This is a genomic window from Alistipes sp. (assembly GCF_048465575.1).
Lineage (GTDB): Bacteria > Bacteroidota > Bacteroidia > Bacteroidales > Rikenellaceae > Alistipes.
Genome location: NZ_DBFWLG010000019.1, coordinates 34,932 through 59,520 on the forward strand (window position 1 = coordinate 34,932; position 24,589 = coordinate 59,520).

The 24,589-nt window shown below is 56.2% G+C and carries 34 protein-coding genes; 8 read left to right on the top strand and 26 right to left on the bottom strand.

Going from position 1 to position 24,589, the window contains the following annotated elements; genetic code table 11:
* Positions 1-2: 2 nt before the first annotated feature.
* Positions 3-2,738 (bottom strand): hypothetical protein, encoded by a 2,736-nt coding sequence (locus ACMQ11_RS06035; protein WP_418991865.1) that lies wholly within the window; start codon positions 2,736-2,738, stop codon positions 3-5.
* Between the two features lie 51 nt (positions 2,739-2,789).
* On the opposite strand from ACMQ11_RS06035, the gene ACMQ11_RS06040 reads away from it, so the two are divergent.
* Entirely contained in the window at positions 2,790-3,020 is a 231-nt protein-coding gene (locus ACMQ11_RS06040; RefSeq protein WP_418991866.1) for a hypothetical protein, read from the top strand.
* 6 nt (positions 3,021-3,026) lie between these two features.
* Here ACMQ11_RS06040 and ACMQ11_RS06045 read toward each other — a convergent pair whose 3' ends face one another.
* The 23 genes from ACMQ11_RS06045 to ACMQ11_RS06155 all read right to left on the bottom strand — a co-directional run bounded on the left by ACMQ11_RS06045 (position 3,027) and on the right by ACMQ11_RS06155 (position 19,400).
* A complete protein-coding gene (locus ACMQ11_RS06045; protein ID WP_418991867.1) occupies positions 3,027-5,195 on the bottom strand; it encodes a hypothetical protein in 2,169 nt (722 codons plus the stop codon).
* Positions 5,196-5,197: 2 nt separating this feature from the next.
* Entirely contained in the window at positions 5,198-6,310 is a 1,113-nt protein-coding gene (locus tag ACMQ11_RS06050; RefSeq protein WP_418991868.1) for a hypothetical protein, read from the bottom strand.
* Positions 6,311-6,312: 2 nt separating this feature from the next.
* Positions 6,313-6,819 (bottom strand): hypothetical protein, encoded by a 507-nt coding sequence (locus ACMQ11_RS06055; protein ID WP_418991869.1) that lies wholly within the window; start codon positions 6,817-6,819, stop codon positions 6,313-6,315.
* Between the two features lie 2 nt (positions 6,820-6,821).
* On the bottom strand, positions 6,822-7,310 hold the full coding sequence (locus ACMQ11_RS06060) for a hypothetical protein (RefSeq protein WP_418991870.1): 489 nt from the start codon (positions 7,308-7,310) through the stop codon (positions 6,822-6,824).
* A 2-nt stretch (positions 7,311-7,312) separates the two neighbouring features.
* Complete coding sequence (locus ACMQ11_RS06065; RefSeq protein WP_418991871.1) at positions 7,313-7,867, bottom strand: hypothetical protein; 555 nt, start codon at positions 7,865-7,867, stop codon at positions 7,313-7,315.
* 90 nt (positions 7,868-7,957) lie between these two features.
* Entirely contained in the window at positions 7,958-9,310 is a 1,353-nt protein-coding gene (locus tag ACMQ11_RS06070; RefSeq protein ID WP_418991872.1) for a phage terminase large subunit, read from the bottom strand.
* 3 nt (positions 9,311-9,313) lie between these two features.
* The gene (locus tag ACMQ11_RS06075; RefSeq protein WP_418991873.1) at positions 9,314-9,955 is read right to left on the bottom strand and encodes a hypothetical protein; all 642 of its coding nucleotides are present in this window, start codon (positions 9,953-9,955) and stop codon (positions 9,314-9,316) included.
* 206 nt (positions 9,956-10,161) lie between these two features.
* Positions 10,162-10,542: a hypothetical protein gene (locus ACMQ11_RS06080; protein WP_418991874.1), complete on the bottom strand. Its 381-nt coding sequence runs from the start codon at positions 10,540-10,542 to the stop codon at positions 10,162-10,164.
* Positions 10,543-10,544: 2 nt separating this feature from the next.
* The gene (locus ACMQ11_RS06085; RefSeq protein ID WP_418991875.1) at positions 10,545-10,892 is read right to left on the bottom strand and encodes a hypothetical protein; all 348 of its coding nucleotides are present in this window, start codon (positions 10,890-10,892) and stop codon (positions 10,545-10,547) included.
* Positions 10,889-11,383 carry a VRR-NUC domain-containing protein gene (locus ACMQ11_RS06090; protein WP_418991876.1) on the bottom strand — a complete coding sequence of 165 codons (495 nt, stop codon included), beginning with the start codon at positions 11,381-11,383 and terminating at the stop codon, positions 10,889-10,891. The genes ACMQ11_RS06085 and ACMQ11_RS06090 overlap by 4 nt, the downstream gene beginning before the upstream one ends.
* Before the next feature lie 2 nt (positions 11,384-11,385).
* Positions 11,386-11,931 carry a hypothetical protein gene (locus ACMQ11_RS06095; protein WP_418991877.1) on the bottom strand — a complete coding sequence of 182 codons (546 nt, stop codon included), beginning with the start codon at positions 11,929-11,931 and terminating at the stop codon, positions 11,386-11,388.
* A gap of 271 nt (positions 11,932-12,202) precedes the next feature.
* Positions 12,203-12,553: a hypothetical protein gene (locus ACMQ11_RS06100; protein ID WP_418991878.1), complete on the bottom strand. Its 351-nt coding sequence runs from the start codon at positions 12,551-12,553 to the stop codon at positions 12,203-12,205.
* Positions 12,550-13,593, bottom strand: a complete 1,044-nt coding sequence (locus ACMQ11_RS06105) for a hypothetical protein (protein ID WP_418991879.1) — start codon at positions 13,591-13,593, stop codon at positions 12,550-12,552. The genes ACMQ11_RS06100 and ACMQ11_RS06105 overlap by 4 nt, the downstream gene beginning before the upstream one ends.
* 18 nt (positions 13,594-13,611) lie before the next feature.
* Entirely contained in the window at positions 13,612-14,361 is a 750-nt protein-coding gene (locus ACMQ11_RS06110; RefSeq protein WP_418991880.1) for an MBL fold metallo-hydrolase, read from the bottom strand.
* 4 nt (positions 14,362-14,365) lie between these two features.
* Positions 14,366-15,316, bottom strand: a complete 951-nt coding sequence (locus ACMQ11_RS06115; protein WP_418991881.1) for a recombinase RecT — start codon at positions 15,314-15,316, stop codon at positions 14,366-14,368.
* A gap of 20 nt (positions 15,317-15,336) precedes the next feature.
* Positions 15,337-17,409 carry an AAA family ATPase gene (locus ACMQ11_RS06120; protein ID WP_418991882.1) on the bottom strand — a complete coding sequence of 691 codons (2,073 nt, stop codon included), beginning with the start codon at positions 17,407-17,409 and terminating at the stop codon, positions 15,337-15,339.
* A gap of 21 nt (positions 17,410-17,430) precedes the next feature.
* Positions 17,431-17,592, bottom strand: coding sequence for a hypothetical protein (locus tag ACMQ11_RS06125; RefSeq protein WP_418991883.1), 162 nt, complete (start codon positions 17,590-17,592; stop codon positions 17,431-17,433).
* Positions 17,589-17,807, bottom strand: coding sequence for a ribosomal large subunit pseudouridine synthase B (locus tag ACMQ11_RS06130; protein ID WP_418991884.1), 219 nt, complete (start codon positions 17,805-17,807; stop codon positions 17,589-17,591). The genes ACMQ11_RS06125 and ACMQ11_RS06130 overlap by 4 nt, the downstream gene beginning before the upstream one ends.
* 88 nt (positions 17,808-17,895) lie before the next feature.
* Positions 17,896-18,210, bottom strand: a complete 315-nt coding sequence (locus ACMQ11_RS06135) for a hypothetical protein (RefSeq protein ID WP_418991885.1) — start codon at positions 18,208-18,210, stop codon at positions 17,896-17,898.
* Between the two features lie 2 nt (positions 18,211-18,212).
* Entirely contained in the window at positions 18,213-18,419 is a 207-nt protein-coding gene (locus ACMQ11_RS06140; RefSeq protein WP_418991886.1) for a hypothetical protein, read from the bottom strand.
* Positions 18,420-18,487: 68 nt separating this feature from the next.
* Positions 18,488-18,946: a hypothetical protein gene (locus tag ACMQ11_RS06145; RefSeq protein WP_418991887.1), complete on the bottom strand. Its 459-nt coding sequence runs from the start codon at positions 18,944-18,946 to the stop codon at positions 18,488-18,490.
* Positions 18,943-19,239, bottom strand: a complete 297-nt coding sequence (locus ACMQ11_RS06150) for a hypothetical protein (protein WP_418991888.1) — start codon at positions 19,237-19,239, stop codon at positions 18,943-18,945. Before ACMQ11_RS06150 ends, ACMQ11_RS06145 begins: the two co-directional genes overlap by 4 nt.
* 11 nt (positions 19,240-19,250) lie before the next feature.
* On the bottom strand, positions 19,251-19,400 hold the full coding sequence (locus ACMQ11_RS06155) for a hypothetical protein (protein ID WP_418991889.1): 150 nt from the start codon (positions 19,398-19,400) through the stop codon (positions 19,251-19,253).
* 200 nt (positions 19,401-19,600) lie between these two features.
* On the opposite strand from ACMQ11_RS06155, the gene ACMQ11_RS06160 reads away from it, so the two are divergent.
* The 7 genes from ACMQ11_RS06160 to ACMQ11_RS06190 all read left to right on the top strand — a co-directional run bounded on the left by ACMQ11_RS06160 (position 19,601) and on the right by ACMQ11_RS06190 (position 23,834).
* Entirely contained in the window at positions 19,601-20,011 is a 411-nt protein-coding gene (locus ACMQ11_RS06160) for a hypothetical protein (protein WP_418991890.1), read from the top strand.
* 197 nt (positions 20,012-20,208) lie between these two features.
* Positions 20,209-20,739 carry a hypothetical protein gene (locus tag ACMQ11_RS06165; RefSeq protein WP_418991891.1) on the top strand — a complete coding sequence of 177 codons (531 nt, stop codon included), beginning with the start codon at positions 20,209-20,211 and terminating at the stop codon, positions 20,737-20,739.
* An 11-nt stretch (positions 20,740-20,750) separates the two neighbouring features.
* A complete protein-coding gene (locus tag ACMQ11_RS06170) occupies positions 20,751-20,987 on the top strand; it encodes a hypothetical protein (RefSeq protein WP_418991892.1) in 237 nt (78 codons plus the stop codon).
* Positions 20,988-21,357: 370 nt separating this feature from the next.
* Positions 21,358-21,897 carry a S24 family peptidase gene (locus ACMQ11_RS06175; protein ID WP_418991893.1) on the top strand — a complete coding sequence of 180 codons (540 nt, stop codon included), beginning with the start codon at positions 21,358-21,360 and terminating at the stop codon, positions 21,895-21,897.
* Positions 21,898-22,021: 124 nt separating this feature from the next.
* Entirely contained in the window at positions 22,022-22,846 is an 825-nt protein-coding gene (dinD, locus tag ACMQ11_RS06180; RefSeq protein WP_418991894.1) for a DNA damage-inducible protein D, read from the top strand.
* Positions 22,847-22,908: 62 nt separating this feature from the next.
* The gene (locus ACMQ11_RS06185; protein WP_418991895.1) at positions 22,909-23,523 is read left to right on the top strand and encodes a hypothetical protein; all 615 of its coding nucleotides are present in this window, start codon (positions 22,909-22,911) and stop codon (positions 23,521-23,523) included.
* A 56-nt stretch (positions 23,524-23,579) separates the two neighbouring features.
* Complete coding sequence (locus ACMQ11_RS06190) at positions 23,580-23,834, top strand: hypothetical protein (RefSeq protein ID WP_418991896.1); 255 nt, start codon at positions 23,580-23,582, stop codon at positions 23,832-23,834.
* Positions 23,835-23,944: 110 nt separating this feature from the next.
* Here the strand turns inward: ACMQ11_RS06190 and ACMQ11_RS06195 are convergent, their stop codons facing one another.
* Complete coding sequence (locus tag ACMQ11_RS06195; RefSeq protein WP_418991897.1) at positions 23,945-24,340, bottom strand: pilus assembly protein HicB; 396 nt, start codon at positions 24,338-24,340, stop codon at positions 23,945-23,947.
* 35 nt (positions 24,341-24,375) lie between these two features.
* A complete protein-coding gene (locus ACMQ11_RS06200) occupies positions 24,376-24,564 on the bottom strand; it encodes a type II toxin-antitoxin system HicA family toxin (protein WP_418413707.1) in 189 nt (62 codons plus the stop codon).
* Positions 24,565-24,589 lie beyond the last annotated feature (25 nt).

Genomic DNA, 24,589 nt, shown 5'->3' on the forward strand with positions numbered 1-24,589 from the left:
GGTTACAGATCGCCTAACGATTCGACTACTTTCACCCGGTCGCTTACGCGCGCGATCTCGTCCACGCCGACCCGCATGTCGAGCTGCGACACACCCTTTGCGAATGCGCGGGCAAGCATCTCTTCGCCGGCTATTTGGTTGCTCGACTGCGTGGCCACGATGGGCGCCCCTCCGCCCAGCTGGTTGAGCGCCGAGTAGATCGGTGCGAACAGGGAGGTCGAAGAGGCGGCATTGACCGATTCCCCGTTCGAGAGCATGGCGGGGATGCTGTCGCTCGTGGCCGTGCCTGGCCCGTCGACATAGCCGCCCGCGGCGAATTTGGCCGATTTGACGGTCTTGATGGCCGAGGTGATGTTGGCCATGATCGCGGCCACGGTCGTGGCGATGGCGGCGATGTTCGCCGGGAACGGCACGGCCATAGCCTGCGCCGTACCGGCCGCGATCGCCTTTCCGGTATTGACGGCGATTTCGGCCAGCGTAATGGTCTTGCTCATGATGGCGAACGCTTTATTACTTTCCCCCAATTCGTCGAGCAAATCCATAGCCGACTTTTTCAGATTCGATAGCGCTGCCTGTTTTGTTTGTTCGATCTCTACCTCCTTTGTCGCCACGGCTTCGGATAGTGCGGTTTCTTCGGCCGCTACATCCGCTTTCGCGGCCAGTCGACGTGCTGCATAGTCTGCTTCGCTCTCGCCCTCCACTTGATGAATGTTATCCAAAATGGCTTGCTTCTGTGCCACCTGCTCTTGCAGGATCGAAAGCTCGTCGGCACCGAATTTTTGCATCAATCCGATGCGGATTTCGAACTCACGGACGATCTCTTCGGACTGTCGATCGATCCGTAGCTGCCTCTGCTCCGCTGCCAGCGTCTCGCGTTCGGCATTGTATTTCTCGGCGATCAACGCTTTCTGCTGCTCGGTCAGCTCCGCATTGGCAAGCTCGGCCTCTTGCTGCTTTTGCAGCTGCTCCATTTTGAGGCTGAACTCTTCGTCCGTCCCTTTCTTAACGGCGGCCAGCCGCAGGGCGATGGTCTGCTCCTCCCGGTTGATCCGGTCGAGGTCGGCGGCGGCTTCGAGTTTTGCGACGTTGAGTTCGTGCTGCAGCTCCTCGGCCTCGATCATCCGATTGATTGCGGCCCGGGACGATTCCGTCAGGTTCTTTTCTGTGTCCAGCCGCTTCCGTAAATCCTCGATCTTGCGGTTGTGGCGCTCGTTCTCGGTCGCAAGGTCTTTCGCCGCTCCGTCGGCCATCAGGGCTATTTCGGCATCGAGCGCGGCACGAATATCGGCGAGCTCGGTTTTGAGTGCCTGGGCGCGCTTCTCTGCATATTCCTTGCGGATTTCGGCTTTCTTCTTTTCGGCTTCGGTGACGCTCTTGACCTCTTCGACCGAAATATCGTCGTTTATAGCATCCAGCTTGTCCCATGCCGCCTGTCTGTCTGCGATCAGTTTATCGTAGGCCTCCTGCATCTTTTTACGGGTCTTTTTATTGGCCGCATTATACCGTGCCGACTGCTCTTCGAACGACTTTTCGAGCACGGCAAGCTCTTTTTTCGCGTTCTCCCGGCGTATTTCGAGCAGTTCCCGTCCCGACTTTCCGGCGGCTTCCGCCAGACGGACCTCGAAATCATGGTCTTCGGTCGTTTGTTTGAGGATGCGGTCGGTCTTTTCGGCTTCTCTGTTGAACTCGGCCAGTTGGTGTTTGCTCTTGGATGAACTGCCCGACAAGGCATACAGCCTCGCGACAAGCAGACCGACGCCCGTAACCAGGAGCATTACAGGATTTGCATTCATCACGGCGTTCAGTGCGGCTTGCGCGATGGTGGCGGCCTTACGAACGATGATATTTTTACTCTCGGCGGCCGTCGCAAGTTTCGTTGCCAGGGTGCCCGCCTGGGTTTGCGCCAGCGAAATTTTCTGCATCAGGATCGACTGCTTTTCGGTTGCATTCTTCAGAGCAGTCAATGAGGCTAAGGCGGTCATTGCGACCTGCATGTTTTTCATCGTCTGCGTGTACTTATCGTTATCTTCCATAGAGGCCCCCATCATGGAATTGAGCAATCCGAAAGCGCCGATGGCGGCCTCCGCGGCTTGACGTCCGAAATCGAGATTCGCCGTGTCGGAGGCAAGTCCCCGCGTCTGTTGGTTGACGTCGGACATTGCGTCGTTCAGTTCGGCCGCACGGGCGGAAAGGTTTCGATACTGCTCGCTGTTCTCCTGCCCGGCCATTTTCAGAGCGACCAGCTGTTCGGTCAGTTCACGGATTTGCGTGCGCAAACCTTTCGCCGCTTTCTCGTAATTACCCACGTCGCGGGAGAATACCCCATACGCCTGCTCGGCCTGTTTCATGCGTTCGTTCAGCGCGGCGACGACTTTTTCCTGCTTGGCGTATTCGGCCGTGCCCAACTGCATGCCGCGCAGCTTGTCCTTGGCGCTCGATAGTTCGGCCCCCAACCCTTTGAGGGTGTTCTTGTACAACTGCTCGGTCTTGATGTTGTTCTGCACCTCGCGGCTCAATTCCCGGATTTGCGACGAGTAGGCTTTCTGCTGCTCTCTCAGAACGGCCAATTGCTCCCGATCTTCTTGCGAAGCTCCGCCGCGCTCCTTGATGGCGGTCTTCAATTCCTGTTCGGCTCTTTTGGCCTCCTGGAGTTTGACCTCGTATTCGGCCATTACCTTGATTGCGTCGGTCGTATTGACCTCGACCTGGACGACGCGGGTGGTTGCATTCTCTGCCATAATTTTTTAAGTTTTTGGTATAATGTCTGTTTGTTTTTCTATATTTGCAATATGAAACGGGCTTTGCATATCTTATTCAAGGTGACGCTCAAATTCATCCTCTTGGTCGCGGTGTTTGCCGTGCTCCCGATCTATCTTGCCCGTGGGTTCGATCTGGACCTCTTCGCATTCTTCGTTACGTGGGATTTCTTCGTCTTGTGTTTTTATCTCGGTGCGAGCGATAAAAACCGCTACCGTAAGCCGCCCAAAGAAGACCCCCTATTCCCTTGGTGGGGATTTTAGCCTCGATCATACCTGTTCCGGGGTCTGTTCGGCAATGATGTAGTTATACATATCGTCCGAAGCCGGAGAGAGCGACCTCAGCTCGGTCCTCAGATAATCCCTCGTTTTGAGCAAGAGCGTAATTTCGGTACTGCCCCGCGGAAAAACGATGCTTCCGGGGCTCGGCTCTCCACCCATTGCGTAGCCGTAGTAATCGTAGTCGACCGTCACATCGGACGCAAGCGGGTAAAGCGCTGTCAGTTTGGCCACCATCGGCTCCTCCCGCACTGCAATAAGGTTCGTAATCAGCGACGGGTCTATCGGCTCGTCCTCCACCGTTTCCGGCAGTTGGATGGCCTTGACCTCGCAGGCTTTGTCCGCCGTCGATTGAATGCTGACGATCCCGTAATATTTGCCGTACTGCCCGAGGTAGAACGGGACCGAATAGTCGAGGGATTTCAGATCGTATTCATCCAGCCGGATCGCCTCGGTGGTGGCGATCGCGCGATCGAGCAGCCGCGACAGGGATTTGTAATAGGACGCAAGCAAGGCCTCGAACGACATACCGTCGAACGTCAGCGAAGCCCGGCCGGCCCCGTCGTTGACAAGGCGCATGATCCGCTCCTTGACCTGGATGGTGTCGACGCCCGTGCCGTCGCCGCTGGGTTTGTAGTGCGGAATGCTCGACCCGTCCGAGGGGGCGAACGGAAGCGTGATGACGATCTTCTCCTTTTCCAAAAGCTCGCTGTCGATTTTCAGGTTGCCGTCGGCATGCGTGGCGACCGTGTCGTCCTCCTTGTACCTGAAATAGTTGTTGCGGCAGTAGTCGTTGATCTTGAATTGGGTGGTTTTCGGCTCGTCCTCGTTGCTGCGGACCAGTTTGTCGGACCAGTCTGCCGCCCGCGCCTTGTTTGTCTGCAAGGAGTCGAACGAGACGAATTTCAGTTTGTCGGCATCCGTCGGGTCCGTTACGACAAAGATTCCCAGCATGGCGCAGATCGCCTTGATAAAGTCGATTTGCGTGATGTCGGGGAGGTTCGAGGCGATACGAAATGCACTCGGATAAACCATATCTTCCCAATCGCTCCAGACGTATATTTCGCAATAGGGGATGTTCGTTACGCCGGTGCTGCTCACCATTGGTTCTTGGCGAATAACGATAGCATCCCAGCCGCTTATATCAAAACACGCTGTAATTTTTTCAAACGTAAATGTGTCTACATTCCCCGAGGTGGTTTTGCTGATGCTCTGTCCAATCTGTTGGTTCACTTGTTCTGCAACGCTTCCCGTGCTGCCCCATTTGTAAAATTTCACCCAGAGTTTCATTGAATTGCTACCCGTACTTTTCGCCTGTCGAATTGTAAATGTAGATGCACCGTTCGTCCCCAGCATCGACAGATATAGATTGCCGTGTAGCTTATCTGTTTTCAAAAGCCATATGACATTTCCGCTTCCCAGTGTTATGCCTCGGGGATTTTGGATTACACCGGATCTATTGATTGCAAAATACCCATTGTAATACCCATAGGCTGCGATGCCTTTAAGTGCTTCCGCTTCGTTACTTTCTTTCGATGCGTTCCTGCTCAAACACGGTACCGCCGTCGCCCGCAGCGCCGTTTCGTATCGCTCCGGCATTTCGAACGTGAACCCGGCCTGCGTCGCAATTTTGTTGAGAATCCACCACGCCGTGGCGCTGGGGTGGATGTTCGTCAGATCGGTGTTCGACACCCCGCAATCGTACTGCGCATAGCCGTACCCCCGCGATTTGAGGGTCGAAAGGGCTGTGGGCGTGATGCTTTTGTCCCAGGTCAACGCCTCGCTCCCCGCCAGTTCGTTCAGCTTGGCCGCCTTGTCGACCCACTCCTGAAAGCGGGACATGACGCCCCAATAGAGCCCGATTTCGTAGTGCTCAGACGCCGACAGCAGCACGGCGTAACCGACCCGCACTACCTCGACGCCGTTTCGTTCGAGGCGCGCCGAGTAGCGCTTGTACCGCCTGCCCGACACGTAGGCGGGCGCTCCGGGGTTGTCGAAAATCCGGCGGTTGCGCGTGGTCTTGGGGCATTGGATCGTCTGCGAGTTGGACGATGTGATTTTGGACAGGTCGCCCAGCAGGTTCGATTTGTAGTTGAGCGTAGTCGCCGCGCCGGGTTTGAGGTCGACCGCCTGGCCGTCGATATATAATTCCTCGGTCATAATTACAGGGTTTGTGCGCTCTGCGCGGGTTCTTCGATCGAGATCATAAAATCCTGGTAGCGCTTCGGCGTCCTTTCGTAACTGCCGGGCACGACGTTGACGCGGTGCCACAGCGGCTCGTCGCGCATGTCGTACCCGTCGAAGAGGTCCACGACGACCGACTGCGCGAGCGTGAGCAGGAAATCGTACGTTTCGGAATCGACCAGCTTAGCCCCCAGCGAACGGGTCTTTTTCCGGGCCAGACTTTGCCGGACGGGCGTTTCGACATTCACCCCGTTGACGTAAGCGGTCGGGACGACCATTTCGTTGCGCTCCCACGTCGAGGCTGCCGTGACGGTCGTCGCGCTGCCGACCTCCCGGAACAGGTAGTAACAATAGCGCCCCTGCCGGTCGATCCAGCGCAAATACACGCCGCTTGCGCTGCGGTCGATGTCGAGCGTGTAGGCGACCAGGCCGACGGCCTCCTCGTCGTTTTTCAGCACGAGGCTGTGCGGCACGGCGATATGCACCGTGCGGTCGACGGTCGCCGGGTCGATGGCTTTCGCGGGATTCATCAGGCAGCGGTGGTAGGCGGTCGCTCCCGTTGCGTCGGCTTCGTGGCAGTAGTAGACGATGTCGGAGCGCTTGCCGTCGACCTCGATGTCAAACGACGTTCCGCTCCGGGCGAAGAGGTCCACCGTAAAGGGATAGCGGACGAACCACCGCCGCCGCAGGATGCCGCCCGACGATTCGCGGGCGGAGATCGCACCCCAGATCGCGTCCACGTCAAAGGTGTGGATCGCCTGCATGGAACTCCCGGCCGGCCAGGTTACGTTGATTTGCGCCGTCCGCTCGAGCGGCGATTGCGCAAACAGCGAGCAGTAGTTCAGCCGGCTGTGCTGCGTATCGGCGAAGAGTAGTTGCAGGTAGCGGCGCATGTCGAATGACACCGCGCCCCCGTTCGGTTCGCGCTCTTCCCGGTACATCTTACTGCCCGACGGCTCCGAAACGGTGAGGGTCAACTTGTCGGCGGAGGAAAGTCCCGATACCTGGACGATCGCCGGGACGAATGCGAAATGCGTGGCGTTGGGGTATTCGATTTTCACGCCCGAGCTATGGGTAAAGGTTCTGCTCATTGTTATTGTCTTAATATGGATTCAACGATTTGTGCATCGAACAACCCGGCCAGCCTCGCGGCGATGCGGTCCGCGAGGTCGCGGATTTCGGGCGTGAAGATGTCCTCGCGGCCGCCGTCGCGGAACAGGGCCGACCCCTCGGTCATGTTTTTCCCGGCGACAAGCCACGGGGAATAGTCGGTCAGCCCCCTGTTCGCCAACCACTCCGCAATGATGTCACGAAACCACTTTGGAGGCGCCGGGAGCATTCGCCCGTCTTTCGTCTGCCGGTAGTACGGACGCTGCCACGGCCCCGAACCCGTTTCGAGTGCAGCGAAATAGCCGCGGGCGTCCATGTCGCCCACGGTAACGCCGCCGCCGGTCGTGACCCTCACGGTTATGCTGTCCGCGGTCGCACCCGTCACGCGCTGCCCGGCGGCGACGTGGTTTTCGATGATCCGCTTTCGCGCCCGGTCGAGCTCTTCGGCGACGATGCGGTCGGCTTCGGTTTCGATTCGGCGTGCTTCCATCGCTACAAACCATAATCGAGACACGCCCCTGTCTGCTCTTGGAGAGTCAGTGAAAGGGTTACGATACAGAGGTTGGCGTCCATTTTGTCGAACGCGACGCGATAGTCGACCCGTCCGCCGACCGGGACGAAAAAGCCGCTTTCGTTCACGGCGACGACGAACCGCACGGCAAGGGCTTTGAGTCGTTCGGCGATCTGCTGCACGTCGGCGCCCCGGTAGTCCAGCGGCATGGCGTCGGCAAAGGCGATGAGGCACGCCGGGGCGTCGCGCACGAAGCCCTGCGCCGTGAAATTGAGAAAGCCCGAAACGGGCTGCACGTAGAGGCAGGCGGGCAGCGTAAGGCCGTCCGGGTGCGTGAGCTCGCGTTCCGCGCCCTGCCGCCGGAATCGGTCGAACGCTTGATTGGCCCGATGCCACGATTCGCACAGATAGGTCAAGCCCAGCGATTCGGCTATCTCCTTGACCTTGTTTTCGATTGTTTCTCCCATCATCTTTATTGGTTTTTGTTGGCTATTATCTCGCGCAGCCGGCGCTCGAAAGCCGCACGGCTGTTGTCGATTCGCAGGCACTCCCTAACGCGCACCCAGGCCACCTTTGCCGCGTCGTCCTGATCCTGGTAGCCCTGCCGGTGGGCGTACCAGTCGAGGAGGCCGAACGCCCCGAAATCGAGGTCGTTTATCCCCGCCTTGATCTCCTCCGGCGTCGGCCGGATGCTTGCGCTGGCAAAGAGGGCGGCGATGCGCTCCAGTTCCCGGCCTACCCAGAAGACGAAGCCGAGCATCCGGTCGGCACGCTCGCGGTAGCAGCGCCGGGGGTGCACTTTGAGAATGACGGAGGCGATGCGTTCGACCAGCGCGTGCGGGTCGCCCCCGGTCTGCAAATCGAGCAGCTCGCCGATCGTAAGGTCGTTCAGGTTGCGGGGCGTCGGGCGTCCGCACACCCTGTCCGGCTTGGACAGACGCAGGAGCGCCGCCCGCGATTCGGGCTTCAGCGCACGCTCGATAGCGAGCATCTGCCGCAGGGTTCTTTTCTTCAGCGTTATTTTCATCGAATTTCCTGTATAATCGGTTTTCTCCGTTAGGACGATAGTTTATTCGTCTGTCGCATTTCGGCAGCAGAAACAGCCCCTTTTCGTCTCTTATGCAAGTTGCCCGACCCGGACGCGGATTCCTTTGGGCTGCGGAACGATTTCGTAGTACATGCGCATCATCAGCGGGTCGAAAAAGTCCGGCGAGCGGCCCAGTACGGCTTTCATCTCCCGCTTGTCGATGATCCGCTTGCGGCTCGTATCGGCGTCCACGTCGCGGGCGACCAGGCACGCCTCCAGCTCCTCGACGATCAGCGGCTGCACCTCTTCGGGGCAGTCGATCCGAAGCAGCCCGGCGTTGATAACCTCGGCCAGCTTGAACGCGCACTGCGACTTGAGGTTGAAATAGGTGCTGTCCGGCGCGGGCGCCCCGCCGTGAAACGTCTTGATGCCCTCCAGGTAGGAGTCGAGGTACTGCCCCAGCCCGTCGGAATCGGCGATGATGTTCGACCGCCGGACGCCGTGCCGCCTCGATTCCCGGCGCAGGTCCGCCTCGATCTCCTTGCCCGTGCAGTACGGCTTGTCGATCGCCAGCCTGCCCGCCATGCCCGTCCAGTCGAACGCTACGAAGCGGTCGCGCCCTTTCATCGCCAAGTCGGCGCTGATGCGCCTTACGCCGTCGCCCGTCCCCACGTCGTTCGTAAAGCAGTCGAGGATCGCGTCGTAGTCGACCAGCGCGTTCTGGTTGTTTTCGTACTCCCACTTGCCGAGCAGCAGGCGCAGGCGGAGGGATTTCACGGCGATCGATTCGAGCGAGCGGATGTAGTCGCCCGTGATGAACGGGTTGTCGTAGACCAGCGCCTGAATGAACGCGCAGTCTTCGGGCAGCGTCCCGTCGATATACGGCTTGTAGAAATACTTGTACAGCCAGTTCTTTTTCGGGTTGCAGGTTATCAGCATCTTGGGTTCCAGTCCGTATTCGGCATTGAGGTGTCGCCCGATGCGGGATTTCAGCACCTCGAACGCCATGTAGTGGACCTCTCCGGCCTCCTCGATCCAGCCGCCTGTAAACTCTTTCGATCCGAGCCGTTCGAACAGGGGGTCTTTCTTCGGATAGAACGTCAGGTCGAGCAGGACGATTTCCGATCCGTTTGCGAACCTGATCCCGTAGTCGGTCGTCCGGTAGTCCCTGAATCCGTATGAATCGGCCACCTTGCCGAATGTCACCAGCACCGATTCGCGGCTGTCCTTGATGTTGTTTCGGCCGACGAACCAGCGCGTCTTCGGGAACGCCCAGCAGCAGCGCATGAGCCAGTCGCAGCCGAGCCACGATTTGCCGCCGCCCGCCGCGCCGCCGTAGACGACGAAGCAGAAACGCGGGTCGGCCAGGCAGCTGAACGCGAGCAGCTGCTTGTAGTTGACCCGCTGCTGCTCTTCGTGCTGTCGTAGTTCGTCGATCAGCATACGCTATTCCTCCTCCGATAGTTTTTGTTCGCGCTCCTCGTCGATGCGGCGGACGATCCCCTCGATACCCGGCACAACGGGCAGCACCGAAGAAAAGCCCTTGAACTCCCTGCCGCCCGAGGTGATGTCGACCTGCACCTTGTCCAGTCCGAGCAGCTTGTCGCGCCGCTCCTCCCATTTGCGGATTTCGGCCAGGATGCGCACGTCGCCGATCGGCTCTTCGGCCACGCTCGACGTCTCCGATTCGAGCGGAACGGGGGCGTCGAGCGGCTGGTCGACCACCGGATTCCCGAATGCATTGATCCGGACCAGCGCCGTGCGCACCTTTGCCCTTTTGGTCACTCGCTTGCGCTTGCTTTCCTCGTAGAGCCGCCATAATTCGGCTATTACCCGGTCGCACTCCATCAGGGCCTCGTCGCACGCCTGCTGCGTATTGGCCGCCGCTTCGGCCCGCCACTCGCTGACGAGCAGGTCCCAGTCGGTTTTGATCGTCTTGGCCGTTACCGAATACCCTAACTGCCGTTCGACCTCCGCCGCAATCCGCCGGAACGACATGCGCCGTTCGAGGCGCAGTTGCGACACGAGCGGCAGGCGGGCGTTGCGGCGGTCCTTGGCCGACTTGTTGTTGTTCGGATTCGTTGCCATGGCTATTTTTTAACCGATTCGCGCACGATCTTCGGCACGGCGGACTGCATTTCGATCGTTTGCGGGATTTTCATGGGCCCGATGTGCGTTTAGTCTGTTTAGTTACCAAGCACAAAGATATGCAAAAAGCGTGTATGTAGTACACGCTTTGGGTGAATTTTAATTTCGTGGGGTGCAGCAGGCATCGAGTATCGATTCGCAGGCTTTCATCGCAGCAAGAATTCAAGCTCGGCGACCTGCGCCCGTTTGAGCTGCGCGCCTGCGTTCGACAGGTATTCCTTTTTCTGCTCTTTCGTCTTGTAGCGGTCGGCGGATTCCGTTATTCGGGCGACCTGCCCGTGCAACTGATCAAGCATCATCCGCACGCCCTCTTCCGGAGTCGCTTCGACAAAGCGGATAAGGCGGCGCAGATGGGCGATCTCGTCGTTGTGGTTGCCGATCATGCGGCGGATTTTCTTGCTGCGCTTCGCGTAGTCGTCCGGTACTCCTCCCCGAACCGACCAAATTTTTTCGTCTTCGCGTCGGAGGGCTTCGATAGCCGCGATTTCGTTGCGAATAAGCCTGTTAAGGTCTTCGACTGTTTTCATGGTTATTGGCGGTTTGATTGATAAATGTGTTCGATCGCTTGTTTCGCTGCGTCGATCTGTTCGCGGGCAAACGAGTAGATCGACTGCTTGCCGGGGTCGAATGTTTCGACGAGCGATTCGAGCTCGGCCAGCAGGTCGGGCGCAGCGGCGAGCAGTCGGACATTGGCCTCGACGCGCTCCGCTGGCATCGGGCGCGGATTGTACTGCAAAACCTCTGCGACTGGAGCGCAGCCGACGGCATCGCCCGAAATCGAAACGACGGTATATTGCACATGGCCGCTGCGGTATACGTGCCCGTCTACCCGCCACGGGCCGGGCGTCCCTCTGAATTTCGGGTTGCTTGTTTTCATTGCTTTTCGGTTTTTGGTTGAAGATTGATTCTGCGTCGCCTGATTTTCCCAAATGCTCGCTCGATCTCTTCGATGGATGGCGGAACTATCGGGCGGGCACAGGTGATTTCGTCCCGTGGTTCGTTATTTGCCGGGCGCGCCATGTACCATCGGATTTCCGATTGAAAATCTTCGAACGTCCGGCAGACGACATGCCTGTTCCCGTTCGTGATTGCAAGCGAACGCCATTCGATCTGCGCGTCCGACAGGGTGGAACGTCGGTCGGTCGTTTTCATTTCGATGCACAGGGCGTTGAAGCCCCCGCGCCCGACCAGCAGGATAAGGTCGGCGACACCTGCCGTTACGCCCTCGGCTTTCATTATCGCGGCTTCCGTCCGGCTTCGTCCGCCGCCGTTCGGGACGGCGAACAGGAGTTTGCCGATGGCCGGGTACTGGAGCCGGAACCAGCCGACGCAAGTTCGCTGCAAGTGCGATTCGATGTGTCGTGTCATGGTCAGAATAGGGTTAATTGCTTGAACGCCGTTGCACGGCGCTGATCGTCGATTTGCTTGATGATATTCCGAACGTATGGGGCCAGCGTGCTATCCTTGACGCGCTCGCTATCTTCATCGTCTTCGGTGTCCTGCCGGGAGCGACCGGAACAGTTCTTCAATTCGTGTTCGGCTGATTTGCGGGCATCGAGCAGGGCGGCAAGAATCGCGGCGGCCTCCGTTGGGTATCCCTTTTGCGCATCGTCGACGAATCCGACCCCGACGTGATGGCCCGAATTGTGCAAATTAACATCTAATCCATAATCCCAGCGACCGTTCGGCGACTGTGCCGTCTTGACGTCCACGCGACAATGGGCATTGAATAACCGGACAGGTATGTTAGGCGTTAGGCATACGTCGTGAATGTTGAAATCGAAACCGTTATGCGATAGTACGACGAATCTGCCGCTATTCTCTCCTGCTCTACCGTGACTATCCAGCCACGCAATCCACTCTTTGAACGTAAACTGTTGCCCGGTGCATCGGCAGATGTGATGAATTTTTTTCATTTCCGATAGGGTTTTAACGATTCGAGTTCCGTCGGAAACCAATAGCAGTCGTAGTTGAGGTAGACACATCTGTTGTGCATTTCCGGCGTCGGCTTGCAAAAACCCATTATTTCGTGTGGCTCGAACCGGACACCGTATTCATTCGTGAACGATACCTGTTGCCCGACCCGAAATTCGGTTTCGATACCCGCGTCGGTCGGGTCGTCATAGATAGGTCGTTCAACCCCTGCACGTTTCTTGCGCCATGCGGCGAAATCTTTACTGTAATCCCTCATTGCTCCGTCTCTGTTGCAGGGTCGCCGTTCCGTTCGATCTCATCGAGCGCCTGGTCGAGCCGGCGGGCCAGTTCCGCGGCCTCCGCTGCCACTTGGCGTGCCCAGCCGGGGCGAAGCGTTCCGCCCGCCGCGGGCCGCGAGGTGACGACGGCGTGCGCAAGGCTCGCCAGGGCGATGGCGGCGAATAGTTCGACCCGGTGCAGGCCGGTTGCTTGGAACCGCTCCGGGGCGATGCCCTCGCTTTCGATCACTACCGTCTGCGGAAAGACGGCTTTTTTCAAAACCGCTTCGATTTTTTCGTAGCGGTTTTCGGGGGCTTGCCCCCGGTCGTTGTGCGTGTTGTTCATGGTTGCATCGTGCGTTTGTTGATGGATAATCCGTTGAAATATTTGTCGAAAAACCGGACGAAATAGGATTGCCAGTATTGGTCTATCAGGCCGCTCAATTCGGGCGAGCAGATGAGTGTGAGGCTGTTCGGATGAATCGCCACGCCTCGCAGGCCGTGGATGATGAGCCGGGCGGAGGCCGGGGCTTTGCTCCTGGCGTCGTTGTAGAGAATGCGCCACTTTTTCAGAAACCCGTCCGCAAACCGCGGGGCCGCTTTCGGGTCCTCTTGCGTCCAGGTCCGCGCCAGCGCCGCGCGGTCGACGACTATCTGGCCGTTCTTGCGAACCCATCCCGAGGCCTCGTAGTTGGCGCAGAAGCGCTCGACCTCCTGATCGGGCTTCTGGAAATTCTTAAAAAAGAAGATTTCAAAAAAGGTCTCTCTCTCTGTCTCCGTCGCGCGTGCGCGCGAAGAGAGAGATTCTTTTAATTCTTTATTCTCTTTATATATTCTTATACTGTTGTCGCTCGAAAACAGTTGCGTTTGTCGGTCGTTTGTCGGCCGATTGTCGCCGGGTTCGTCGCCTTTGCCGTGCCCTCCGTTGCAATAACCAGATTTCGAATTGATTGCGACGGCATTCGGTTCGTCGTTTCGCTCGTCGATTTTTGCGACTTTTTCGATTGATACCCCCTGCAAAACCGCGTAACTGTTTGTCGGCCGTTTGTCGCCTGTGTTTTCGACGGGCTGGTAAGTGTCGAATTTACAGAGAGTTATTATGCTTTTTTGGTTCGTCGCACGGATGGCTATTTCGCCCGAAGCCTGCAACCGGGTCAAACGGGTTCTGATCTGACGTGCCGACTGCCCCGTTTCGGCGCACAGTCTGCCGACCGACGTGACGAACGACCCGCGTTCGATCTCCACGCCCTGCCACCTGGTCGGGACCCAGTTCGCCCGGAGCAGGCAGACGACCCACAATTGCAGGGTCAGCGGATCGTCGAACCACTCCCATTCGAGCGTGCTGCGGTATAACCGCACCCAGCCGGTATTCGTTTCGTTTGCCATTGCTGCTGTTCTGACTGGTTAAATTTCGCTTTTATCGAGCCCGACGACTAAACCCTTGTCCGCAACGAAAACGCGCGCGAATGGGGCTGTTTTGCGCATTTGCGCAGCAAAGGCCTCGGCCCGGCTGTTAGCGGCGGAGAGGTGGAGCAGCACGACGGTCGTGAGGGCGGCCGTCGCGTTCGCCCGGACCAGGTCGCAGGCCGCGCCGATCGAAAGATGCGATGCCCGCACGCGGGCCGCCTGCGCCGGGTCGATCGCGCTGCGGGCGATCCGGTCGTCCAGCTCCTCATGCGAGTAGTTCGCCTCGATAAGAATATGATTCAGTCGCAGGGATCGGAAATTGTACCGGATGAAATGCGTGTCGGTGGCAAAGAGCACCTTTCCGCACTCCCGGTGCTCGATGATGTACCCGAACGGCTCGGCCGCGTCGTGCTCGACGTCGAACGCCCGGACGATGAAATCGCCGACCGCGACGGACTGCATCGGCCGCAAGGCGTGGGCGCGATGGGCTTTTTCGATCCGGCACGCCGCGAGCGTGCCCCGCGAGGCGTAGATGTCGAACGCACGGCCGGCGTATTTGCCGACGTGGGCCGCGTGGTCGCCGTGCTCGTGCGTGACGAGGGCCCCGACGAACTTTGCGGCGCCGATGCCCGTCCGCGCAAGCATCGTGTCGGGCGAGGCGCCGCACTCGATAACGAGTGCCGACGCTTCGCTCTCCAACACGTAGCAGTTGCCGGTCGAGGACGAGGTGAGGACGTGCAGCTTCATCGGCCTACAACTTGAACGGGTCCTCCTCTGCCGCTTCCGGCTGCGCCGCGGGCGTCGGGGCGGGCGGGATCGTTTCGCCGTGCGTTTCCGACCGGGCGGCGAGAGCTGGAGCTTCGACCTCCTCGAATTTCGCCTCTTCGACATTCGCGCCCGCGGGCGCCGCAGCCGTCTCGGTAATCATGCGCCGCTCTTTGTCCTCTTCGCTCAGCAGCCAGGCGTCGGACGAGGAATTGATCAGGTGCTTCAGCGCGGCCCGCTCGACCGTTCGCGCGGCCATGTCGTCCGTGAAATTCCGGTGCGCGGGCGAATTGCCTTTGGTCGCGCCCTGCTGCCACGCCTGCCGTATCTGCTGCATGGTCTTGAGCGTGACGCAGCGCGTGCCGTCGGCCATCGTAACCACGGCGTAGGCGGCGACGATCTTGTCCTTGTTGATCCGCGTGAGGTTCGGAATGTGCTTTGTGATGCGGGTTTCGCCCTCCTCGGTGTACATGTATTCGAATTCGTCGCCCTCGTAGACGACTACCGAACGGCATTTGGTCATGCCCTGCCCTCGCGCCAGCTTCTCGTCGCCGAAATAGGAGCGCCAGAACGTCAGCTCGAGCTGCCCCGCCGCCTTGTTCTTGATCGGGATGAAATAGCCCTGCTTCTTCTGGATGTCCATGCCTTGCAGCACCATGTCGAGGAGCGAATTGGCCACCGACGCTTTGGTTACGACCTCCAGGACGGGCCGCTGCTTTCCGTCGACCTCAGTGGTCATTTCGGAGATTCGGAGCCATGCCAGGTTCATCTGATTGGTCACGGCGTAGTCTTTCGGGATCACCAGCCCGCCGTGGGCTTGCAGCTCCTCGATGCGTCGGAGGACGCCGTTCGCAAGTTCGTCTTTCATTGCGGCGAGCGCTTTGGATTGCGTCGCTGCCGGGGCCGATGCGGTCCCGTTTTGGTTGTTCTGTGCCATGATGTTTTGGTTTTGGTAAGTTAGTCTTGCTTGAGTTCGAGCGCCGCGCCCTCGACCACTTGCAGGCGGATGACCTGGGAATCGAGCGCGAAATCGGTCTGCGAGATGCTTTCCGCATTGTCGATGAAGACGGGCGCCGTAGCGCCGTAATGGCGGCAGAACGTGCGGATCACGTCCAGCCCGGCCAGCACCTGCCCGGCGCTGTTGAGCGACTGGAACGGCACGCCGTCGATCGTGGCCACGCACGTTTCGACGTCCGCGCCCTCGATGGTCTGCTCGTACATGCGCCAGCGGACCCGGGCGAACTGCGAATTGATGGCCGCCTCGACCGCCTCGATGTCGGCTTTCGTGTAGGCCGCCGCCGCGTATTCGAGCCGTTCGAGTTCGGCGACCCGTTCGGCGATCCGTTTTTCGGCCTCTTTCGCCTCGTCGATCAGCCGTTGCACCTCCGCCGCGCGCTCCCTGTTCGCAAGGCGGCGGCGCAGCGCGGCGGTCGCGGTCGCGCAGGCTTGCCGTTCGGCTTCCATCTTCTCCGACAGCTCCCGGCGCTTGGCCGCCAGCTCGTCCGCGGTAGTCTTCGAGTCCGCCGCCGATTGGAGGGCCTCTTGCGCCCGGCGCAGGTCGTCGTCGAGTTTCCGGTATTCGGGCGACAGCTTCGCCTGTTCTTCCTCCGCTTCGAGGTCCATGACGGGAACGGCCGCCGCTGATTCGACAAACTGCTGCGCTGCGGTCAGTTCCGAGCCAAGTTCCGAGAGGTGCTGGTCGAGCATGGCCATTTCGCGTTCGGTCTTGGCGATGAGCGTCTTCAGTTTGGCGTGCGTGTCCTTTTCGAGGTTGGCGTCGGCGAGCAGCTTGGCGAGCGTCGCGCGCTGGTGCTCCTCGAACCGCTCGCGTGCGGTGCACCGGGCCTCCTCGACGGTCTGGGCGGGCAGCGGCTGACCGCAGGCGTGGCAGACGGTCGTGTCGACGTATTCGAATGCAGCCTGCTTGGTGGCGGTGTACTCCTCGCGCATGGCGGCGACGGACGCCTCGATACTCCGCTGCTTGGCGATGCACGCGGCAAGCATCTCCTGCTTGGATTTGGCCGATGCTTCGGCCTTTTGGATTTCGCAACGGATCGATTCCGCTTTCGCCTGTGCGTCGGCGATCTTCGCGGTCCGGTCGGTGTTGTAGCGTCGCACGGCGGCTAACCGTTTGTCGATACAATCCGATTGCGCCTGCTTGATCCGCAGCACCCGCCGGAGCTTCTCGTCGTGCGCCGCCTGGGCCGCTGCGTCCATTTTCGAAACGTCGGCGATCCGCTCGTTGATCTGGTCGATTTGCGATCGAAAGGCCGCGATCTCCCTTGTCGACGCGGATTCGAGTTCGGCGATCTCCCGCTCCAGCGCGGCGTAGTCCTCCGCCGGCGGCATCGTGTTCAGGTACGCCTCGATCTTCGGGGCGAACGTGTCGAGCTCCTTTTTGTTCTTGCGCTTCTCGGCGGCCAGGCGCACCTTGAAATCCGCCAGCGGCTCGCCGTTCATCTCCGCAAGCAGGTCGGCGAACCGCGCCCGCAACTCCGTCCGGTCGATGCGGTCGCCGACGAGCTCCAGCAACGCCCGGCGGCGCCCTTTCCAGTCGACGCGGGTATTGAAATACATCGGGTCGGTCAGCATCCGGAACACGCTGTCGCCGATCCACTCGGAGACGATCCGGTCGTAAGCGGCTTTTGTGCCGACCTCCACGCCGTTGACGGCGAATGCGGTCTCGTGGCCGACGAAACGCAGATCGGCCGATCCGCGGGGCTTGCTCCAGATTTCCCGGTAGGTGCGCCGCAGCGTCTGCACGGAGCCGTCGACGTCAAGAACGACCTCGACGTAATGCTCCGCGCGGTGCATCGGCTCGCCCGTCTGCGGATCGATGGTCTTGATGTCGATCTCGGCGCAGTTGTGGGAATCCTTGCCGAACAGGACCCACGTCAGGGCGTCGAATACGGTCGTTTTGCCGGTGCCGTTGTCGCCGACGATCGTGGCGTTGCGACCGCCGAAATCGAACGTGACGTCGCGCAATCCCTTGAAATTGCGCAGGGTGATGGATTTGATCTTGATGTTCATGGCTCGTGCGTTTTGAGTGGATCATGCTGTATTGTTTTGCTGTCGGATGATGGCAGCGGATAGCGCGAGAAAGACGGCGAACGTCGCCGCAACGGTCGTCCACGACACGGGGTCGGCGTCCATTGCCCCGCCCAGTGCGATCAGCGACAGCCACCAGGCGAGGACTGAAATTTTCGTTTTCATTTGTAGTAAAAGGTTATTTTCAGGCCGCGCCGCAACTTGCAGGCGACCTTGTCGCCCTTGCTGCGGAAAGCCCGGTCGAGCAGGTTGTTTGCAAGTTCACACCCGACCAGTCCCACGAACCCCGAAACCCCCTTGAGTTCATGGATGCCGAGGCCCGAGACCTTGATGCGCAGATTCCGGTTGATCTCTTTCGATGTGTAGTTGAGTGCTTGCATGTTATTTCGATGGAATTTGCTGTTTTATCGACTTTCTGTCCGTTGCCGTGTATTCGTTCATCCTGGTGTTTTCAGTCTGCGAAACGACCTATTTTTCCATTTCCTGCCGTCCGTACTTTCCGATGATCTCGGCCCGCTGCATCCGCTCGGCCTCCAGGAGGGCCACGAACTCCGTGCGGCTGTACTTGATCGGCGAGTTGCGGGCTGTCCCGAAGCGCTTGCCCTCGATCTTCCCTGCCGGGGCGATATGCCTGTCGACCCAGCCCCGCCCGAATTCCCGATACAGCGCACGCTTCGTCACAAGGTCGTCGGCCGGCTTCTGACGCTTGACGATCGCACAGGCGATCACGTCGGCCAGGCTGACGATCTGGTGCTGCAACTCGTATAATTCGGGGATCGACATGGTTACGAAAGGCGCTTGATGACGATGGTCGCGGCCGATGCGGTGCGGGCTTCGAATTTCGCCTTGCCGTTCTTGTTGAAGCGGCTGACGGCGTTCATGTAGGAGGCGTAGTCGCGCCCGGTCAGCACGAATTCCCGCTCCTCCCCGACCGGGATGGCGAGCATGGTCGCCACGTAGTCGGTGCGCTTAATAATGGTTCCTTTTTCCATTGCTGTTTTTGGTTTGGTGGTTTGACCCGCGCCCCTTGAAAGGGCGCGGGAATGATGAAATTGTTGAACTATTCCTTGAAAGCGGACACCGGACGCACGGAGGTCACGCCATTCTTGTAGCCCGTGATCATGTGGCCCGTGTAGCCGCTGTAGATGAACGCGCTGCTGGAATTGTACTCCGGGTCGGGATCGGCTTCGCTCGTCCAGCCGACGGTCGTTGCGGGCATGCCGCCGATCTTCTTGAACGCTTCGTCCAGCCCGCGGAATCGTGCGTCGTACATTTCGATCGCTTCGTGCCGGGTCGGGCATCGGAAGCCCTCGCGGTATTCGGCGGCGGCTTTCTGCGCGTCTTCGAAATCGTATTCGCCCGGCAGGTCTTTTCTTGCGATTTCGAGCATCCCGGAATCAGTTACCAGGACGACGGTCCGTGCGGTTTCGGGATGCGCACGCTGCATCCACTCGTCGAGGGTAAAAAGTTTGCGGAGGTCGTCGGGAATATAAATCCCGTTTTCGATGTCGTTTTTCATTGTGCGTTATGTTTTAATTGTTTGATGATGTGCAATACTGCGATTCCGAAAGGCCGTTGCAGGACCGAGAGGATCGTCGAAAAGTCGTCGACGTCGGCCGAGGCGAAATTCAGGACCTGCTGGCCGCGATCGGTCAGCGTGAACGTCGTTCCCCGGTTCGACGACCGGCTCGTGATCAACCCGGCCGCTGTGAGGTTGCTCAGCAGGGTGCGTATCTTCCGGTGGCTGAGGCCGAGCAGTCGGGCCAGGCCGAGGACGCTGGACGTTGTGCCGTTGGGATTGGGCGTTGACATCGTTTGACGATTTAGAAATTCGCTTTCAGCCCCAGGTGGCGGAGTACCTCTCTCAGTTCGCTGTCGGTGTACCTCTTGGCGATTTCGAGCGATACGCAGTTGTGGTTGGCGGCGATCGTAATTGCCCGCTCTTTCGATACCTTGAAAATCTTCTGTTTCATTTTGAGCGATTTAAGTTATTTTCATTATATTTGTGTGTTCCCTGCGGGTTATCGTTGTGAACTACGATGCAAATATAAACTAAAATAGTGTAGTATAAAAGAAAAAATGAAACTATTTTAGTGTATTTACTTTAAGTCGTTGAAAATTAGGCACAAAAAAAGCACGCCGAAAGACGTGCTGGAATTAGAAAGTAGTGAAAATGGAGTATGATGCAAATACGTTTTATGCTCTGAGAGAGTTAACCCGCATAATGCAAGAACATGGGGTTGCGGTGGAGTCTGAGGTGTTAAGGGTTGCTTGTTACGACAGGGCGTATGCTTTAAAGTTGATAGATGAATGCCGACAGTTAGGCGTAGCTGCGCCACGCAGCAAAATATGTGATGAATTAGAAATCTACCCGACTGAAAATATAAATACACTATCTGCTCAAGATGTATTCGGAACCGAGTATAAACGCCAGCAAGAGATCAAGGCACGGCAAAAACTTGACGATGAGATAAAGGATCGTCAGAATAAGGAGTTGAAACGCAACGAAATTATATCGTGGCTTGCGTTGGGTATTTCGATTTTATCTCTTATCCTCGCTGCATGGGTGGCGTGGCACGATTGATAAACCGTCGTCCCCAAAAACAAGGTCTTTCTCGCGCATGATACGGTTTATTTGTCCGATGCATAAAAGCCCCTCGAGGTTGTATCTTGCACGTGACATTTCTCGGAATCGGCAAAAATAATACACGGCAAGCGATATACTTACAGCGGTGATGATGGATAGAAGCATTACAAAATAGATAACCATAACAATAAGATTTGATGATTGAAGAGGGAGAACATAAGTTGGAAGATGCAATGGCAATGAGATACTCAAGAGCCCTTAAAGGTTTGGAGGCAGATTTACTTGATGAATACGCGCTATGGAAATACCGCATTCAATCTACACTGCTTATCGCTTCGGCAACGATTCTTGTCTTTTCGGTGTCATTAATTCAGCCCATATCGGGCAATCAGAGCGGCACAATAATCCATTGGCCTTATTCCTGTTGGCTAAACATTGCGACAATATTGCTGAACGGAATTTGTCTGCTTGCTCTATTGTTCGCTCTTTATCAAAATATTCATACCAATAATAAGGCAATTGACAAGATTCGAGCTCAAGAAGCCCATTTGAAAACCACCGGTCGTATTCCCGTTGACGACGTTGTTGCAATAGACGGCAGAGTTTCGCTGACCTTAACGGTCGGAAAATACAGGTTTTTTGCAGTTCGCGAACTAATTGCTTACGTTTCATTTGGATTGTTGATTGTTTGTTTGACATCGTGCGCTTTGATGAAATTGAGTTAAATCAAAAGAATATGAAAATACGCATCATTGAACAAGATTCCTTAGGGACATGGGTTGAAACTCACTATATAGAATTAGAACGAATTCCCACTATCGGTGAAAAGGTGCTTCTACCATCCAAAGCTATCCAGGATGGTTTAAATATTCATGAGGTTATCGACGTGGTATTCCGTGAGGGTTGCGTTACCGAGGTATTTGCAAAAGAGATTTGCGGTCAGAATCGCTACAACAAGTACGTGCGTAAATAGAATACCTGTTGTATTCCTCATCTTCGGGAACACCGGCCGTGAGGCATTTTTGCAACATACGCGCTTGTCGCAGGGTGAAACTGTCGCCCGTGTAAGTACGAAATCCATTTTTGACCTTGCGACGGAGTTTGAAGAATTTGTACCAGCTTATTGTCCAGCGTGCCATAACGAAAAGAATTAGGTAATTTTTGACAAATATAATAAACTAATATGGTTTATGACTATAAACGAAAAAATAAGTAAGATACGCGACACCTTTTGCGGGGGTGATAACAGTGAATTTGCCGCACGGTTAGGCGTTTCTACCCAGTATGCCAGCAATATTTGCAAGAATGGGAAAAATGTCGGTGAAAAGCAGAGACAACATATTTTGGAGGTATTTCCCGAGGTCAGCAGGTCGTGGTTCCTTGCAGGCGAGGGTGAAATGCTCACCACCACTCCGCAGCCGGAAAAAGACGCAACAGTCATCAGTTCGGGCAAGGTGATCCCCTACTACGACGCCGAGGTCGCCGCGGGAACCGCCTATGGAATGGAGATGACCCCTACGCAACCGGTCGGGTGGATCGAGATCGGCGGGCTGCTCAAGGACAGCGAATTCGCCATGCGGGTCTACGGAAACAGCATGACCCCGAACTATCCCGCTGGGTGCGTGGTCGGGCTGCGCCAGTACAACGAACATTTTATCGAACCGGGAACCGTCTATGTGATCGAAACCTCCGAGAACCGCTTCCTGAAACGGTTGTATTACAATGCAGAGAAAACGGCGTTTCGCTGCTTGAGCGACAACCACATGAAGCACGAGAACGGCCCGATGGAGGGCGAATATTTCTACCCCGAGTTCGAAATACCTTTCGAAGATGCGCGGCGCTTGTTGCGCGTGACGGGGGTAATCAAGCGGAATGTAATGTAATTGACATCATACAACTAACCCAAAAACCTACATCTCATTGGACTTTAAAGACCAATCAAGTTGCTGAGCGATATTTACAAGTACAAGGACAAACTAATGCGACATTCAAAATGTATCAGGCACAATGAAAGCGAGCGAAATAACAGCCCTATTCCAGCAATTCGAACAAGTGGTATCCACATGCGATGGTGTTGAATGCTGGAGTGCACGAGAACTGCAAACTTTATTGGGATATACTCAGTGGCGTAATTTTGAAGCAATTATTGAGAAAGCACAAAATGCTTGTATAGCGGCGGGAGAGAACACTCAACACCATTTTGCTAACGTCAGCAAAATGGTTTCAGTAGGGTCGGGAGCAGAACGAGAGGTAAATGATATTTTACTCACCCGCTACGCCTGCTACCTTGTTGCACAAAATGGAGATTCTCGCAAATCGCAAATCGCTTTTGCACAAAACTACTTTGCCGTTCAAACCCGGCGAGCTGAACTGATTACGCAGCGGATTCTCGAAGAAGAACGAGTAAAGGCTCGCGCCCGGCTTAAAGAAACTGAAAGCAAGCTCTCCGGTGTATTATACGAAAGGGGCGTTGATAACATGGGGTTCGCCATAATTCGTTCCAAAGGGGATCAAGCTTTATTCCGGATGAACACTCAAACGCTAAAACAAAGGTTTGGCGCCCCCGGCAATCGTCCAGTGGCAGATTTTATGCCTACCATTGGCATCAAAGCAAAGGACTTGGCGGCCGAGATGACAAGCACAAATGTTCAAGCCAAAGATTTACAAGGGCAGCCGCCCATTGAAAAAGAACACATTGATAATAACCTCGCCGTCCGTCGAATGTTGATTGAGCGCGGCATTAGGCCGGAAATGATGCCAGCAGCCGAGGATGTCAAAAAGGTCGAAAGGCGTCTGAATAGCGAGAAAAAGAAAGCCCTGAAAAATAAATAATGATCACCATGTTGACGAAAGTTATCAAGCGGAATATACTTTAACCCTTTAATTTATTTAATATGAAAAAGTTTCTACCTTTTTACATCTTTCTAATCATCGGTTTGGCATCATGCAAATCGAACGAAGAAAAGGCTTTGGCGTTAATTGACAAAAGTATGTTTTCATCACTTTTCGATTATGCCAGCTATGAACCGATCGAAACGGTTGTGAAAGAGGGAGGCAGTACAATATATACCGACTCCTTGATTCGGAATTACGCGTTGATGGCTGAAACCTCCAGAAAATTATATGCTGAGAGTAAAGAAAAGGCAAATAATGCCTTAGAATATGCCGATATTTATTCCGATGCATACTCCTATTCAACCAGAAGAAAGTTTAACGAATATATGAAACAAGCCAAGGACGAGGCCAGCAATATGGAAAAATATTTAAGCGCTTGGGGTGCTTACGAAGATTCGATCAAGCTCCAGGTCGCAAACTTTCAACCTCAAAAAGTAGGCTGGGAAGTTACACATAAATTCAGGTGCAAAACTAAAGGTGGAAATTTTACGCTCGGAAACTATGTCTATCTGATGGATACAAAGTTTTCAAAAATAATGCAGCAATTTGATATGGATGATGAAGATGAATCTTCGATCCGCGAACGTATAGACTTGGCTATCAAAGAGAATTGATCGCCTAAAGAAACTTACCACCTGCTATTCCAAACCAAAGTGTACGCAGAAATAGGATGCCAACCGTCGCCGACAGGTTTTTCGAGGCGTTCGACGCCCTGCTCGCTCTTGGCGAAACGAAGATTCAGACGTTTTGCCGGGAGGGCGGCATCGACAAGCGCAATTTCTACAAAAAACGCGATAATCCGGACGACCGAAAGGAGGTCCCGACGCGGTGGCTGACGTTCATTGTCGAGCATCACGGCGTATCGCCGCGCTGGCTCTTGACCGGCCGCGGGCGGATGTTTACGAAACAGCCCGGAAATATGTAAAAAATTATGTCCGCAAGTGTTAACTTTCCCCTCGGAAATATGCAAAGAAAAACGCCCCGACCGATTGGCCGGGGCGTCGCCTTTTCGCGCGTGCGATTGTCAATAAAGCGTTACAGCGAAATGGCAGATAATTCGTGTCCTATTTTGCGCAAGGCTTGCCCGATCTTGTGCGCCTGCGCCTCGGAAATGTAGGTGTTGCAGGACTTGTATTGCCTCATCAGTCCGGCGTTGATTCCGGCCCATTTGGCGAATTTCGTCACGTTGATGAAATCGAAATAATCGAACACCGACGCCACATCGTACTTGTATTCGAATTCGATGTCTTTCAATTCTCCCATATCCTCGCCCTCTTCGAACGAGGCAAGCACCTCCTTTACGGAGTTCTCGAAATCCGCCTTTGCTTCGGCCACGGTGGCTCCCTCGCCTATGATGGTCGCCTTGATGTCCGGCGTGAAAATCCCGAACGTGCCGTCTTTCCCTTTTTCGATAAGTGCTGTTGTTTTCATCGTGCGTTTGTTTGTTGGGCTGAAAGCAGGTCGGGTTAAAACCCGATCTGCTTTTTCAGCTTGTGAAAAGTTCCGTTTTTGATCTCTTCTTTGCCGTGCCTCCCGATCAAAAGGATATCGTCTTTCGGTCGATCCGGATGCAGGTACTTGTCGTGATTGGCCCCGTGGCTTGCCAAATACCACCCGTGCGCTTCGGCGATCTTTCGTAATTCGTTCCATTTCATACCTGTATTGCTTTATTGACAATAC